The organism is Nonomuraea sp. ZG12 (assembly GCF_052068115.1).
In the GTDB taxonomy this organism is placed as follows: Bacteria; Actinomycetota; Actinomycetes; order Streptosporangiales; family Streptosporangiaceae; genus Nonomuraea.
Genome location: NZ_JBQHCW010000004.1, coordinates 248,758 through 262,584 on the forward strand (window position 1 = coordinate 248,758; position 13,827 = coordinate 262,584).

Consider the following 13,827-nt stretch of genomic DNA (forward strand, 5'->3'; position numbering starts at 1 on the left):
GCGGCTCAGGCCTCGTGGACCAGGTCGGTCAGCCGCCTGAGCTGGTCGGGGTCCGTCGAGGGCAGCACGCCGTGGCCGAGGTTGAACACGTGCCCCTCGGCGGCCTTGCCACGGCGCAGCACCTCGCGGGCCTTGCGCTCCACGACCTCCCAGGGGGCCGCCAGGATCGCCGGGTCCAGGTTGCCCTGCAACGCCTTGCCGGGGCCCACCCGGCGGGCGGCCGCGTCCAGCGGCACCCGCCAGTCCACGCCCACCACGTCGGCCCCGGCCTCGCCGAGCACGCCGAGCAGCTCGCCGGTGCCGACGCCGAAGTGGATGCGCGGCACGCCGAGATCGGCCAGGCCGTCGAAGATGCGGCGGGTGTGCGGCAGCACGAACTCGCGGTAGTCGTCCTCCGCCACCGCCCCCACCCAGGAGTCGAACAGCTGGATCGCCGAGGCGCCCGCCCTGATCTGGATGCGCAGGTGCTCCAGCACGATGCCGCTGAGCCGCTCCATCAGCGCGTGCCACAGCGTGGGCTCGCCGTACATCATGGCCTTGGTGCGGTCGTGGTTCTTGGACGGCCCGCCCTCGATGAGGTAGGAGCCGAGGGTGAACGGCGCGCCCGCGAAGCCGATCAGCGGCGTGCCGCCGAGCTCGCCGGTCAGCGCCTGGATGGCCTCGGTGACGTACGGCACGTCGGCGGGCTCCAGCGGGCGCAGCACGTCGAGGCCCCGGGCGTCGCGGATCGGGTCGGCCACGACGGGGCCGACGCCCGGCTTGATGTCGAGGTCGACGCCGATGGCCTTGAGCGGCACGACGATGTCGCTGAAGAAGATGGCCGCGTCGACGCCGTAGCGGCGGACCGGCTGCAGGGTGATCTCGACGATGAGGTCGGGCGTGGCGCACGCGGTGAGCATCGGCACACCCTCGCGGACCTTCAGGTATTCGGGCAGCGAGCGCCCGGCCTGGCGCATGTACCACACCGGGGTGTGGGGGACGGGCTGTCGACGGCAGGCGCGCAGGAAGGCGGAGTCGGCGAGGTTCACCTCTCAAGGGTGCCACGACCGGGCGCCGGTCCCGACACGGGAGCGCGGTGTCGGAAATCACGCCTGGGATCGCCGAATTCATGATCAGATAGCGGGATGGATGTTTATCGGCCGGCTCGGCGTCAGGGCCCCGCACGGGTCGACCACACCCCACGGGCGACCAGAAAGCCGGTTTCGACTGGGCAAAAAGTTCGCCAAGCCACCGCGCGGCATCGATTCAGCATCCACTTTCGGGACACGCCGAGCGCGTTGCGCGGAAATGTCAGCGGCTCGTGCCAACGTCGATCCCACGACCCGAAGAAAGGCCCCGGATCGATGACTGGTGCGATGACCGCGTTGTGGAGTTCTCCGGAGCACCACTATGAGCACCGCCATGCGCACTGTGCTTCCTGCGCGGGTGAGCGGCTGTTCGAGCAGCCGGCGTGCCTCGACGGCCACGAGCCGGGCGAGTGCCCCGAGTGGGCGTGCGTCGAGTGCGGGCACGCGATCATCCTCGGTCTGGCCGAGTGTGCGCGGCCGGTCCGCCTGCTGGTGACGGCAGCGGTTTGATCGCCAACGATGAGCACCCCCGTGGTCCCCTTCCGCCCTGTTTCGACCTACTCTTCGACTATGACCCTCGGTGACCAGCCGCCGGCCCCGGCCGCGTTCAGGCGCGCGGTCGAGAGCCTGCGTATCGCTGAGGTCCGGCCGGAGATCGAGCTCGAGGACCTGCCCGCGCCGCAGCGGCTCGCCCCCCACTCGGCGGCCATCGGCGCGTCGGTCTACCGCGACGACGACGAGCTCGCGGTCGGCCGGTTGATCCTGCTCTACGACCCCGACGGCCAGCGCGGCTGGGAGGGCCCCTTCAGGCTGGTGGCCTATGTCCGGGCCGACATGGAGCCGGAGATCACCTCCGACCCGCTGCTCGGCCCGGTGGCGTGGAGCTGGCTGACCGAGGCGCTCGAGACGCACCACGCCGACTACTCCGCCGCTGGCGGTACCGTGACTAGAGCGGTTTCCGAGGGTTTCGGCAACAAGGCCGAAGACCCGGTCACCACAGAGCTTGAGCTGCGCGCCTCCTGGTCCCCCGCTGAGGAGGACCTGTCCGGCCATGTCGCCGCCTGGTGCGACCTCATGTGCGTGGCGGCCGGGATCCCGCCGCTGCCGCCCGACGTGGCCGCCATGCCCCGCCGACGCGAAGATCCGGAGAGTGACCGAACGACGTGAGGCCACAAGTCAACACAGCACCGGTGTCATGAGGGCGGCGCACCTATGACCGAAGAACGCACCGTGGTCCCGCTGATCGAGCCACGCGAGGGCATCCCGCCCGTCGTCACCGACGCCGCCTCCCTGGCGCGCGTCGTCGACGCCTACGCCGCGGGCACCGGGCCGGTGGCCGTCGACGCCGAGCGCGCCTCCGGTTACCGCTACGGCAACCGCGCCTATCTGGTCCAGTTGCGCCGCGCCGGGGCCGGCACCGCGCTGATCGACCCCATCGCCTGCCCGGACCTGTCGGCGCTGGACGCGGCCGTGGCCGATGCGGAGATCGTGCTGCACGCCGCCTCGCAGGATCTGCCGTGCCTGCTGGAGATCGGGTTCAGGCCGCGCGACATGTTCGACACCGAGCTCGCGGGCCGGCTGCTCGGCTACGAGCGGGTGGGGCTCGGCACCATGGTCGAGACCGTGCTCGGCCTGCGGCTGGAGAAGGGCCACTCGGCGGCCGACTGGTCCACCAGGCCGCTGCCGGAGGCGTGGCTGCGCTACGCCGCGCTCGACGTCGAGGTGCTGGTGGAGCTGCGCGACGTGCTCCACGCGGAGCTGGCGGAGAGCGGCAAGCTGGAGTGGGCGCACGAGGAGTTCGCCGCGGTGCTCAACACCGGGCCGCCGGCGCCCCGGTCCGATCCGTGGCGGCGCACGTCCGGCATCCACAAGGTGCGCAACGTGCGCGCGCTGGCGATCGTGCGCGAGCTGTGGACGATGCGCGACACGATCGCCCGCGAGAACGACCTGGCCCCCGGCAGGGTGCTGCCGGACGCCGCGATCGTCATGGCCGCCTTGCAGGGCCCCCGCACCCGGAAGGCGCTCACCGACATCTCCGCCTTCACCGGGCGCAGCGCGCGCCGGTACATCAACGACTGGCTGGCCGCGGTGAACAGGGGCCGCACCCTGCCCGACGCCCAGCTTCCGCAGCCGAGCACGGCGGGGGACGGCCCGCCGCCCGCCAACCGCTGGGCCGATCGCGACCCCGCCGCCGCCAAGCGGCTGGCCGCGGCCCGCGCCGTGGTGGAGGCGCTGGCGAAGGAGCACCACATGCCTACTGAGAACCTGCTGCAGCCCGACGCGGTGCGCAGGCTCACCTGGGAACCGCCGGAGGAGATCACCGAGGAGAGCGTGACCGCCAGGCTGCGCGAGCTCGGCGCCCGCGAATGGCAGCTCTCCCTGTCCGTCCGCCCCCTCACCGAGGCGCTGGCCGGACAGGGGTCCAGGACCGAGGGCTAGAGACCGCGGGCCGGCGCACTTGACGCCTCCCGCGGCTCAGCCGTACCGTTCGGGAAAGCGCTTTCCCCGAAAGGACACCCATGAGCGTGCGCACCATCGGCGTCGTGATGAACGGCGTCACCGGACGGATGGGCTATCGCCAGCACCTGGTCCGCTCCGTTCTGGCGATCAACGAGCAGGGCGGGGTGACGCTCTCCGACGGCAGCCGGGTCAAGCTCAGGCCGGTCCTGGTCGGCCGGAACGCCGACAAGCTGGCCGGGCTCGCCGCCGAGCACGGCATCGCCGACCACACCACCGACCTCGACGCCGCGCTGGCCGCCGACGACAACCTGATCTACTTCGACGCCCAGGTCACCTCGGCCAGGGTGAAGGCGGTGCTCAAGGCCATCGAGGCGGGCAAGCACGTCTACGCCGAGAAGCCCACCGCCGAGTCGGTGCGGGAGGCGGTCGCCCTGTCCGAGGCCGCGACCGCCAAGGGCGTGAAGAACGGGGTGGTGCAGGACAAGCTGTTCCTGCCTGGCCTGCTGAAGCTCAAGCGGCTCATCGACGGCGGCTTCTTCGGCCGGATCCTGTCGGTGCGCGGCGAATTCGGCTACTGGGTGTTCGAGGGCGACTGGCAGGAGGCGCAGCGCCCGTCGTGGAACTACCGGGCCGAGGACGGCGGCGGCATCGTCCTCGACATGTTCCCGCACTGGCACTACGTGATGGAGAACCTGTTCGGCCGGGTCGAGTCGGTCTACGCCAGGGCGACCACGCACGTGCCCGAGCGGGTGGACGAGCAGGGCCGGGCCTACCGGGCCACCGCCGACGACGCCGCGTACGGCATCTTCGAGCTGGCGGGCGGCGTCATCGCCCAGATCAACTCCTCCTGGACGGTCCGGGTGAACCGGGACGAGCTGGTGGAGTTCCAGGTGGACGGCACGCACGGCAGCGCCGTCGCGGGCCTGCGCGACTGCCGCGTCCAGCATCGCGCCGCCACCCCCAAGCCGGTCTGGAACCCCGACCTGCCCGCCACCGCACGCTTCCGTGACGGCTGGCAGGAGGTGCCGGACAACGCCGAGTTCGACAACGGGTTCAAGATCCAGTGGGAGCTGTTCATCCGGCACGTCCTGGAGGACGCCCCCTTCCCGTACGACTTCGCGTCCGGCGCGCGCGGCGTGCAGTTAGCAGAGCTCGGCCTGCGCTCCTCGGCCGAGGGCCGCAGGATCGAGGTGCCGGGCCTGTGAACATCGACCTGCCCGGCGGCGCCTACACGCTGCGCGAGCCGGTGACCTGGCCGCCCGTCGAATGTCCCGCCACCAGCCGGGTGGTGTACGCCGCCGCGCACGTGGTGGCCGACCCCCTCGGCGACAACACGCCCGGCTCCCCCGCCGCCGTCGACTGGGAGGCCACCCTGCGCTTCCGCCGCCATCTGTGGTCGCACGGGCTGCGCGTCGCCGACGCCATGGACACCGCCCAGCGCAACATGGGCCTGGACTGGGCGGCCACGCGTGAGCTCATCGGGCGCAGCGCCGCCGAGGCCCGCGCGTTCGGCGACCCGGCCGAGCTCCTCGCCTGCGGCGCCGGCACCGACCACGCGCCGGACGCCGCCGACCTGGACGCCATCACGGCCGCGTACGCCGAGCAGCTGGAGACCGTCCAGTCGACCGGTGCGGGGGTGATCATCATGGCCTCCCGGCAGCTCGCCAGGGTGGCGGCCGGGCCCGAGGACTACCACCAGGTGTACGGCAGGCTGTTCGGGCTCGCCGAGCGGCCGGTGATCCTGCACTGGCTCGGCGAGATGTTCGACCCGCAGCTCGCCGGCTACTGGGGCTCGCGTGACGTGCCGGCCGCCACCGAGGCGTTCCTGGAGCTGATCCACGCGCACGCCCCGATGGTGGACGGGGTGAAGGTGTCGCTGCTGGACGAGGAGCATGAGGTCGGGCTGCGCGCCGCGCTGCCGGCGGGCGTCCGGCTCTACACGGGCGACGACTTCAACTACCCGTCGCTGATCAGGTCGGGCTCGCACGCTCTGCTCGGCATCTTCGACGCCATCGCGCCCGCCGCCGCGGCGGCCCTGCGGGTGCTGGACGCGGCCGAGGCGGCCCGCGACGAGGCCGGGCGTGACCGCCTGCTCGCCGCCTACGACGAGATCCTGGCCCCGACCGTGCCGCTGTCCAGGAAGATCTTCGAGACGCCGACGTACAACTACAAGACCGGGATCGTCTTCCTGGCCTGGCTGAACGGCCACCAGGACGCGTTCACCATGGTCAACGGCGCCCAGTCGGCGCGCTCGCTGACCCATCTGGCCGAGGTGTTCCGACTGGCCGACCAGGCGGGGCTGCTGGCGGACCAGGAGCTGGCCGTACACCGGATGAAGGCGCTGCTGGCGGTGCACGGACAGTGAGCGAGTCCGGCGTGGAAACCATCGGATCGACGGAGGAGCTGCGGTGAGCCTCTCGCTGAACCAGCGGACGACCCAGCGGTGGTCGGTGCCCGAGGCGGTGGCCGGGTGCGTCAGGCATGGCCTGGAGGCGATCGGCCTGTGGCGGGAGGAGGTGGCCGAGCACGGGCTCGCACGCAGCGCCAAGCTGGTGCGTGACGCCGGGCTGCGGGTGTCGTCCCTGTGCCGGGGCGGCTTCCTCACCGCGGGCGGGCTGCCGGGCGAGGAAGGGCGGCGCGCGTTCGCCGACGCGCTCGACGACAACAAGCGGGCCGTGGACGAGGCCGCCGAGCTGGGAGCCGCCTGCCTGGTAATGGTGGTGGGCGGCCTGCCGGGGGTCAAGCCGGGCGAGCCGCTGCCCGGCGGCTTCTCCCGCGACCTGGCGGGCGCCAGGCGGCAGGTGGCCGACGCGCTGGGCGTGCTCGCGCCGTACGCCGGGGAGCGGGGCGTCAAGCTGGCGCTGGAGCCGCTGCACCCGATCTACTGCCCCGACCGGGCCGTGCTGTCCACGCTGGGCCAGGCGCTGGAGCTGGCCCTGGCCCACCCGCGTGAGCAGGTGGGCGTGGTGGTGGACACCTTCCACGTGTGGTGGGATCCGGCCCTGCCGGAGCAGATCGCCAGGGCGGGCGACCGGATCGCCTCCTACCAGGTGTGCGACTACCTGCACCCGCTGCCGGCGGACGTGCTGCTCGGGCGCGGCATGATGGGCGACGGGGTGATCGACTTCCCGCCGATCACCAGGGCGGTGGCCGAGGCCGGCTACACCGGCGACGTGGAGGTGGAGATCTTCAACGCCGACATCTGGGCGGCCGACCCCGACGAGGTGGTGGCGACGATGAAGGAGCGCTACGCGAGCGTGGTGACGGCCGCCTCCTGAGGCTCGGCGATCGTCACGGTCCCCGCCGCGCCGTTCACGGTGACCCGCATGCCGTTGGTGATGCGGTGGGTGGCGTCGGGGACGCCGACCACGGCGGGGATGCCGTACTCCCGCGCCACCACCGCGCCGTGCGACATGGAGCCGCCCATCTCCATCACCAGGCCGCCGGCCGTGAGGAACAGCGGCGTCCAGCCGGGGTCGGTGGACGGGCAGATGAGGATCTCGCCCGGCTCCAGGTGGGCGCCTACCGGGTCGAGCACCACCCGCGCGGTGCCGGTCACCGTGCCGGCCGAGGCGGCGGTGCCGATCAGGGCGCCGTCCGCCGCGGCGGTCGCCAGCGCCTCGGGCTCGGTGCCGTCGGACAGCAGCACCCTCGGCACGTGCCTGCGGCGCGCCTCCCGCTCGTGAACCGCCCGCCGCCCGGCCACCAGCCCGCGCAGATCACCCCCCGCCGACGCTGACCCGGCCACCGGCCCGCGCAGGTCACCCCCGGCCGCCGGCTCGGGCAGGTCGCCGCCGGTCAGTGCGGACTCGATCTCCGCCGGGGTCAGGAAGAACACGTCCGCCGCCGTGTCGAGCACGCCGGTGGTCACCAGGTGGTCGCCGACGACGAGCAGGCTGCGCCGTACCCCCGCCAGGACCTTCACCAGGTAGAACTTGGGCAGCTCGCGCAGCCCCACGACCTGCCTGGTGCGGCGCAGCCCGAAGCGGACCACCGCGGCCCGCACCCGCCCACGGCGGCGGGCGGCGGTCACCAGCCGGGCCGTCGTGGCCTCGGCCTCGGCCGCGCCCCTGGCGAACAGCGCCTCGGGGGCGAGGTCGGCGCCGCCGTCCATGCGCAGGTAGTTGGCCAGCACGCCGAGGATGTGCGCCGGGTCCTCCGACCAGCGCGGCACGCCCACGTCGATCTCGGCGACGCCGCGGTGGCCGTACTCGCGCAGGAAGGCGGCGATCTCGCGCTGGGCCTTCGGCGGCAGCTCGCCCGCCCGGTAGCGGCGGACCAGCTCGCTCACCGGCTCCCGCCGGAACGGCTCGGGCTCGATGCGGGTGGACAGCGCCCACAGCTCCAGGTCCATCTCGGTGGTCGGGTTGTGCGGGACGCTGCGCAGCACGTCCTGCATCTCGCCCAGCGGCACGCCGGACAGCCTGGCCGCCAGCCCGAACAGCCCGTAGCCGGTGATCACGATCGGCATGATGGAGATCATCAGCGGGAAGGTGCCGGCGAGCACGCGCTCGGCGTGGGCCAGCCGTTCGGCGGGGGTGGCCGTGTCGGGCACACGCAGCCGCCGGTCGACCTCCTCGCCGATCCGCCTGGTGAAGGCGAGCGCCCGTTCGGGGCTGGTCAGCGCCTGCCGCGCTCGGGTGGGGGCGTGCACCCGCCGGGCGAAGCGGAAGGCGGCGCGGGCGAGGGGGAGGCGCGAGGCGTGGATCACCGACAGCCTGGGGTCGTCGGCGAGGCTCTCCAGCACGGCGCCGGAGCGAGCCTCCCCGGCTGAGAGCACCTTCGGCAGGATGAACCGGCCCGGACGGCTGCGCACGGCGGTGGTGAGGTCGATCCACAGCCGCTCGCCCGACACCGCCAGCACACCCGGCCCGTCACGCCGGCCGGCGAGGTCCCCGGGCGACGCGGCGAACAGGCTCGCCGCGCCGCCGGCCACCAGCTTGAGCGCGGCGATCCCCATGGGGGTGAGCGGCCCCATGACGCCCTGGACCACGTTGAGCGAGAAGTACAGCCGGAGGTCCTGCCCGCGCGGCTCCGGCAGGGGGTAGAGCGTGGTGATCGGCCTGGACTGGGTGAGCCACAGCTTCCCGTCCGCGTCGAGCGCCCACTCGGTGTCCTGCGGGGCGCCGTAGTGCTCCTCGACGCGGGCGCCGAGCGCGGCCAGCTCGCGCACCCGCGCGTCGTCCAGGCAGAACCCGTCGGGCCCAGCGTCGACCTGCTCGGTGTCGACGCGCTCGGTGCCGCCGCCGGGCAGCGCGCGGATCGCCAGCCGCTTGTCGCCCTGCTGCCGGTGCAGGATCTCGCCACGGTCCGTGTCGACCACGAACCGGTCCGGGTTGACCGCGCCGGACACCACGGCCTCGCCCAGGCCGGGAGCGGCGTCGATGACCGTCTCGCGTCGCCTGCCCGTCACGGGGTTGGCGGTGAACATCACCCCGGCCACCCGCGCGTCCACCAGGACCTGCACGACGACGGCGAGCCGCACACGGGCGTGGTCGATGCCGTTGGACTCGCGGTAGGCGACGGCGCGGTCGGTCCACAGGGAGGCCCAGCAGCGGCGCACGGCGTCCAGCACGGCCTGCGGTCCCACCACGTTGAGGTAGGTGTCCTGCTGTCCGGCGAAGCTCGCGAAGGGCAGGTCCTCGGCGGTGGCCGAGGATCGGACGGCCACCGCCGTCTCGTCGCCGAGTCGTCCGTACGCCTCCCGCACGGCCCGCTCCACGGCCGCCGGCACCGGGGTCTCCAGCAGCCGGGCCCTGGCCGCCGGCGCCAGTCCCCGGCCGCCCGCCGCGATGATCGCCTCCAGGCCCGCCGCCTCGGCGGCCTCCTGGTAGGCCCCGGTGGTCAGCACCCAGCCCGGCGGCACCGGCAGGCCGGCACGGGTGAGCTCGCCGAGATTGGCGGCCTTGCCGCCCACCTCGTCGAGCATCCCGCCGTCGATGCGGGAGAAGTCCAGGGCCGTCTTCATCGCGTGTCCTCCCGGCGTCCACCTCTTGTCCATGAGTCTCACGCTTCCGGCGGAAAAATTCAACACTTGATGATATGTCGATCCTCTCAGAAGGCCAGCGGCACTCCGTCCAGGTCCCAGGCGGGGTCCACCGCGATGCCCAGCTCCGCCAGCGCGGTCGGGGCCACGTCCACCAGCCTCGCCTCACCCAGCGACCCGCCGCCCAGGTCGGCGCCCAGCCGGTTGGCGATCACGAAGACCGTGCGCTCCTGCTCCGACGTCCCGCCGTGGCCGCCCTCGTCGACGTGGCCGTGGTCGGTGGTGACCAGCACGGTCCAGCGCTCGTCGCCATAGGAGGGGCGGGCGCGCACGGCGTCGAGGAAACGGCCCAGGAAGGTGTCCTGGACGAGCAGGGCCTCGGCGTACTCGGGGCAGAGCGGGCCCAGGTCGTGGGCGACCTCGTCGGTGTCGCCCAGGTAGACGAACACCAGGTCGGAGCCGGAGCCGGCGAGATGGCGCTCGGCCTCGGCGGCGATCCGCCGGTCGGCGGCGGCGAAGGTCAGGGCGAACCCGTCGAGCACGACCCTGGTGTCGATGTCCGCACCGAACGCGCCGTGCTCGTCCAGCGCCGCCCAGGAGAACAGCGCCGAGGTGGTCAGCTCGGGCCGCGCCGCCTTGGCCCGACTCAAGAAGTCCGGGTATTTCGTGAACTGGGCACCGGCGAAGCCGTTGTCCACCACCCCGTGCTTGTCCGGCCACACCCCGGTCGCGATCGACGACCATCCCGGCCCCGAATCGGTCCGCGCCCGGATCACCCGCGCTCCGGCCGGGTCCGCGGGCGTCTCGGCGAGCTCGGGGACGACCTCACCGGGCGACTCGGTACGCGGGGCGCCGGACTCGCCGTAAGGAAGACGGGCGGTGCCGTGCACACCGGTGGACAGCAGCGCGGTCAGGACGGGCGGCCGGAGGGCGAGGAGGCGATCGAAGCGCAGGCCGTCCATGCCGACGACGAGCACCTTGCTGTGGAGAGGGCGGTTGAGAGGGGAGGACATGCCCCTCATCTAAGCGCCGAAGCGCCGCACCCATTCGGCGGCCCCCGGCAGAATCTCCTCGACCGGCGCGACCTGGGGATACCAGGTGCGCTCCCACTCCAGCGACACCCATCCGTCGTAACCGGCGGCGCGCAGCAAGTCTCCCGCCTCGTCCAGCGGCACCAAGCCGGACCACATCGGCACCGGCGTCGTGTCCTCGGCCGAGACGGCGTCCTTGACCTGGACGTAAGCCAGGTAGGGGGCCAGGGCGGCGAGCGTGTCGGCGGGGGCCTCGCCGTGCCGCCACGGGTGCAGCAGGTCCCACATCGCACCGGCCGTCTCCGGCGTGCCCGCCTGGGCGAGCAGCTCTGCCAGGGCCGCACCGGTGGCCATCTCGTCGTGCGTCTCCACCAGCACACGCACGCCGAGTTCGGCCGCCGTACCGGAGACCGCCTTGAGGCGGGCAGCTCCGACGGCCGGATCGCCGCCGCGCGGGAACACCCGCACGCCGGGCGCGCCCAGGTCGGCGGCGAGCGCGAGGTCGGCGAGCAGCGCCTCGACGACGGGCTCGTCCTCCCCCGGCCGGCACACGCCGACGTAGCCGGCCAGCGCCGAGATCTCCAGCCCCGCCCGCTCGACCCTGCGCCGCACCGACAGGCGCTGGTCGCGGTCGAGGCCGGCGTGCACCCCGGTGTCGGGATGCAGCCGCAGCTCAAGCCCCTGGCACCCGTGCCGGGCCGCCGCCTCGATCGCCTCGTCGAGCCCCGCGCCGGGCATCCCGAGCGTGCTGACCGCCAGCCTCATCAGGCTCTCCCCCTCATGTCGACATCACCGCAGGTCCGCCACGCTCTCACGGAGCACCACCTGGCCAGCCACCTGCTCCACCGTCACGGACTCCCCCGCCGACAGCGCCAGCTCCAGGGCGCGCGCGCCCATGTCCTTGAGCGGCAGCCGTACGGTCGTCAGAGCGGGCACCAGGTCGCGCAGGGTGGCGATGTCGTCGAAACCGGCCACGGACACGTCCTGCGGCACCCGGATCCCCTGCTCGCGGTACGCGGCGAGCGCGCCCACGGCCATGACGTCGTTGACCGCGAACACGCAGGTCGCCTCGCCGGTCCGCCGCGCCGCCGCGTAGCCGCCGTCGCGGTCGAACGGCCCCGGGATCACCAGCGGCTCCGGCAGCCCGAGCTCCTTGACCGCCGAGACGAACCCGGCGCACCGGTCGGCCGCCGTCATCAGGTGCGGCGGCCCGGCCAGCACGGCGAAGCGGGTGTGGCCGAGACCGGCCAGCGAGCGGGCCAGCGCGGCGGCGCCCTCGTAGTTGGCGGGCGCCACGGTGTCGACATCGAGCAGGTCCTGGCCCACGCAGGCCACCCGCCCGCCTCCGGCCTGGTATTTGGCCAGCTCGGCGGCCAGGCGCGCGGTGACCGCCTGGTCGGTGACCCGGGAGCCGGCCAGGAGCACGGCACGCACCCGCTGGGCGTGCAGCGTCGCCACGTAGGCGATCTCCTGCTCGGGGTCGCGGTGGGTGGTGCCGACCATCACGAGCAGGCCCTCACCGGCGGCGGCCCCGATCGCGCCGTCGGCCAGCGCGGCGAAGTAGGGGTCGGTCAGGTCGTGGACGACGATGCCGATGACGTTGCTCGCCCCGCGCGCCAGCGTCTGGGCGGCGCTGTTGGGCCGGTAGCCGAGCTCGTCGGCGGCCCGCTCGACGCGCGCCCGCAACGCCGACCCCACCTGGCGGGTGCTGCCGTTCAGCACCCGCGAGGCGGTCGCGAGCGAGACGCCTGCCTGTCTGGCGACGTCTTCCAGCGTGACCACGAGACCTCCCGGAAAGCGGTTTCCCAGTGTGCCAGATGGCACCTGGGTCCGCATCCTTACATGTCTCGGGCTTACCTGTCTCAGGCCCAGGGGAACAGGATGTCGAGCAGTCCCTTCGACGTTTCCTGCGGCTGCGGCGCGAGGTCCGGGGTGGACGGCGCCATGGTCGGCTGATCCGCGGGCTTGTTCTCGAGCGAGCTCTCGGTCTTGCGGTCCTTGGGCTGCGGCTTGGTGGTCTCGGGCGTGAAGTCCTGGAGCGGCGCGTCGTTCTCGGGCGCCCGGGTGGCCCTGCTGGTCGGCTTGGCCGTCGCCCTCGGCGACCTGGTGGTGGCGGGCTCCCGCGTCTGGGTGGCGGTCCGTGTGGGCCGCACCCTGGCCGGCGCCTTGGTGGCGGGCTGGGTCGCGGAGGCCGTCGGCTCGGACGTGGCCGTGTCCTCGGCCTCCTCGATGGGGACGTCCATCTCGTCGTTGGGCGTCGCGGCGGGCGGCTTCAGCTCACCGACGGTGGCGCAGCGGCCACCGGCGCACGGGTCGTCGGAGGAGGTGCTGGTGAGCATCCAGCCCGCGCCGCCGCCGAGCAGCACCACGGCCGCCGCCGCCACCAGCAGGAGCCTGGTACGGCGACGCACCTCCTGGTCGCTCCTGCCGTGCCCGTCGTCGGGGTTCTCGGTCCAGCCGGAGCCGAGGAAGCCGCGCTTGGGGCGGTCGTCGTCGTCCCCGTACGAGCTCTCGTAGCTCTTGTCGAGCGGGAGGTAGGCGACTTCGCCGCCCTCGTCGAGGCGGTGCGCGCCGCTCGGGGAGTCACCCGTGTACAGGGGACCGCTCGGCGCGTCGCCCGTGTAGTGCGCACCACTCGGGGAGTCACCCACGTAGTGGGCACCGCTGGGCGAGTCACCCACGTAGTGCGCACCGCTCGGGGAGTCGCCAAGGTAGTGGGCGCCGCTCGGGGAGTCGCCCGCGTAGAGGGCGTCACTGGCGGCGGCGGTCGTGTAGAGCGCGCCGCCGGCGGCGTCGGCCGAGTAATGGGCGCCGCTGGGCGCGTCGCCCGTGTAGAGGGCGTCGGCCTGCCCGTCCACGAGATAGGCGCTGCCCGTCTCATCCTTGATGTAGCCGCCCTGGCTGTCCAGGTAGATGGGCTCGCCCGTGGTGAGGTACGGCTCACCGTCGGCCGACACACCCTGGGCCGGCGGCAGGATGTAGGTCTCGTTGCCCGAGACCTGGATGGCCGGCTGCTCGTCCGTGTCGTCGGTGCTCCAGCGCGGGGACAGCACGTCGCCGGTCAAGTCGGGGTTCGACGACCTCCCCTGTCCATCCTCATATGACCTGTCGTTCTCGTCGCGAGCCACGCTGTACCTCTCTAGTACGGATACGGACCGCTACCTTTCCTAACAGAATCGACCCCATCTTGTCCGGATATTTCACATGTTTCGCTAAAGTTACTCTCTGTCACATTGGCCCCAAGAGTCGTTTGAGCCCCAATTCGAGGGGGTATGGCAGCCGA

At 73.0% G+C, this 13,827-nt stretch carries 12 protein-coding genes; 6 read left to right on the forward strand and 6 right to left on the reverse strand.

The window, feature by feature from the left end; genetic code table 11:
• Nucleotides 1-5: 5 nt before the first annotated feature.
• A complete protein-coding gene (gene hemE / locus ACTMTF_RS15610) occupies nt 6-1,004 on the reverse strand; it encodes a uroporphyrinogen decarboxylase (protein WP_441111465.1) in 999 nt (332 codons plus the stop codon).
• A gap of 351 nt (nt 1,005-1,355) precedes the next feature.
• Here hemE and ACTMTF_RS15615 point away from each other — a divergent pair, with 351 nt between their 5' ends.
• The 6 genes from ACTMTF_RS15615 to ACTMTF_RS15640 all read left to right on the forward strand — a co-directional run bounded on the left by ACTMTF_RS15615 (nt 1,356) and on the right by ACTMTF_RS15640 (nt 6,805).
• Entirely contained in the window at nt 1,356-1,577 is a 222-nt protein-coding gene (locus ACTMTF_RS15615; RefSeq protein WP_441111275.1) for a hypothetical protein, read from the forward strand.
• A 60-nt stretch (nt 1,578-1,637) separates the two neighbouring features.
• Nucleotides 1,638-2,234 (forward strand): DUF3000 domain-containing protein, encoded by a 597-nt coding sequence (locus ACTMTF_RS15620; protein ID WP_397002620.1) that lies wholly within the window; start codon nt 1,638-1,640, stop codon nt 2,232-2,234.
• 45 nt (nt 2,235-2,279) lie between these two features.
• The gene (locus ACTMTF_RS15625; protein ID WP_441111276.1) at nt 2,280-3,506 is read left to right on the forward strand and encodes an HRDC domain-containing protein; all 1,227 of its coding nucleotides are present in this window, start codon (nt 2,280-2,282) and stop codon (nt 3,504-3,506) included.
• Between the two features lie 80 nt (nt 3,507-3,586).
• Nucleotides 3,587-4,732 carry a Gfo/Idh/MocA family protein gene (locus ACTMTF_RS15630; protein ID WP_441111277.1) on the forward strand — a complete coding sequence of 382 codons (1,146 nt, stop codon included), beginning with the start codon at nt 3,587-3,589 and terminating at the stop codon, nt 4,730-4,732.
• The gene (locus ACTMTF_RS15635) at nt 4,729-5,892 is read left to right on the forward strand and encodes a dihydrodipicolinate synthase family protein (RefSeq protein WP_441111278.1); all 1,164 of its coding nucleotides are present in this window, start codon (nt 4,729-4,731) and stop codon (nt 5,890-5,892) included. The genes ACTMTF_RS15630 and ACTMTF_RS15635 overlap by 4 nt, the downstream gene beginning before the upstream one ends.
• Before the next feature lie 43 nt (nt 5,893-5,935).
• Complete coding sequence (locus ACTMTF_RS15640; protein ID WP_441111279.1) at nt 5,936-6,805, forward strand: sugar phosphate isomerase/epimerase family protein; 870 nt, start codon at nt 5,936-5,938, stop codon at nt 6,803-6,805.
• On the opposite strand, the gene ACTMTF_RS15645 is transcribed toward ACTMTF_RS15640, so the two are convergent.
• The 5 genes from ACTMTF_RS15645 to ACTMTF_RS15665 form a co-directional block, all read right to left on the reverse strand.
• Nucleotides 6,775-9,495, reverse strand: coding sequence for a PEP/pyruvate-binding domain-containing protein (locus tag ACTMTF_RS15645; RefSeq protein ID WP_441111280.1), 2,721 nt, complete (start codon nt 9,493-9,495; stop codon nt 6,775-6,777). The genes ACTMTF_RS15640 and ACTMTF_RS15645 overlap by 31 nt on opposite strands.
• An 86-nt stretch (nt 9,496-9,581) precedes the next feature.
• Nucleotides 9,582-10,526: an alkaline phosphatase family protein gene (locus ACTMTF_RS15650; protein ID WP_441111281.1), complete on the reverse strand. Its 945-nt coding sequence runs from the start codon at nt 10,524-10,526 to the stop codon at nt 9,582-9,584.
• Between the two features lie 9 nt (nt 10,527-10,535).
• Nucleotides 10,536-11,309, reverse strand: coding sequence for a sugar phosphate isomerase/epimerase family protein (locus ACTMTF_RS15655; RefSeq protein ID WP_441111282.1), 774 nt, complete (start codon nt 11,307-11,309; stop codon nt 10,536-10,538).
• Between the two features lie 24 nt (nt 11,310-11,333).
• Nucleotides 11,334-12,326: a LacI family DNA-binding transcriptional regulator gene (locus ACTMTF_RS15660; protein WP_397002636.1), complete on the reverse strand. Its 993-nt coding sequence runs from the start codon at nt 12,324-12,326 to the stop codon at nt 11,334-11,336.
• Nucleotides 12,327-12,406: 80 nt separating this feature from the next.
• Nucleotides 12,407-13,609 carry a hypothetical protein gene (locus ACTMTF_RS15665; RefSeq protein ID WP_441111283.1) on the reverse strand — a complete coding sequence of 401 codons (1,203 nt, stop codon included), beginning with the start codon at nt 13,607-13,609 and terminating at the stop codon, nt 12,407-12,409.
• Between the last annotated feature and the right edge of the window lie 218 nt (nt 13,610-13,827).

Bases quoted from the DNA above. Each gene is read 5' to 3' on its own strand.
- ACTMTF_RS15615 (WP_441111275.1), top strand. From the start codon at position 1,356: ATGACCGCGTTGTGGAGTTCTCCGGAGCACCACTATGAGCACCGCCAT.
- ACTMTF_RS15620 (WP_397002620.1), top strand. From the start codon at position 1,638: ATGACCCTCGGTGACCAGCCGCCGGCCCCGGCCGCGTTCAGGCGCGCG.
- ACTMTF_RS15625 (WP_441111276.1), top strand. From the start codon at position 2,280: ATGACCGAAGAACGCACCGTGGTCCCGCTGATCGAGCCACGCGAGGGC.
- ACTMTF_RS15630 (WP_441111277.1), top strand. From the start codon at position 3,587: ATGAGCGTGCGCACCATCGGCGTCGTGATGAACGGCGTCACCGGACGG.
- ACTMTF_RS15645 (WP_441111280.1), bottom strand. From the start codon at position 9,495: ATGAAGACGGCCCTGGACTTCTCCCGCATCGACGGCGGGATGCTCGAC.
- ACTMTF_RS15650 (WP_441111281.1), bottom strand. From the start codon at position 10,526: ATGTCCTCCCCTCTCAACCGCCCTCTCCACAGCAAGGTGCTCGTCGTC.
- ACTMTF_RS15655 (WP_441111282.1), bottom strand. From the start codon at position 11,309: ATGAGGCTGGCGGTCAGCACGCTCGGGATGCCCGGCGCGGGGCTCGAC.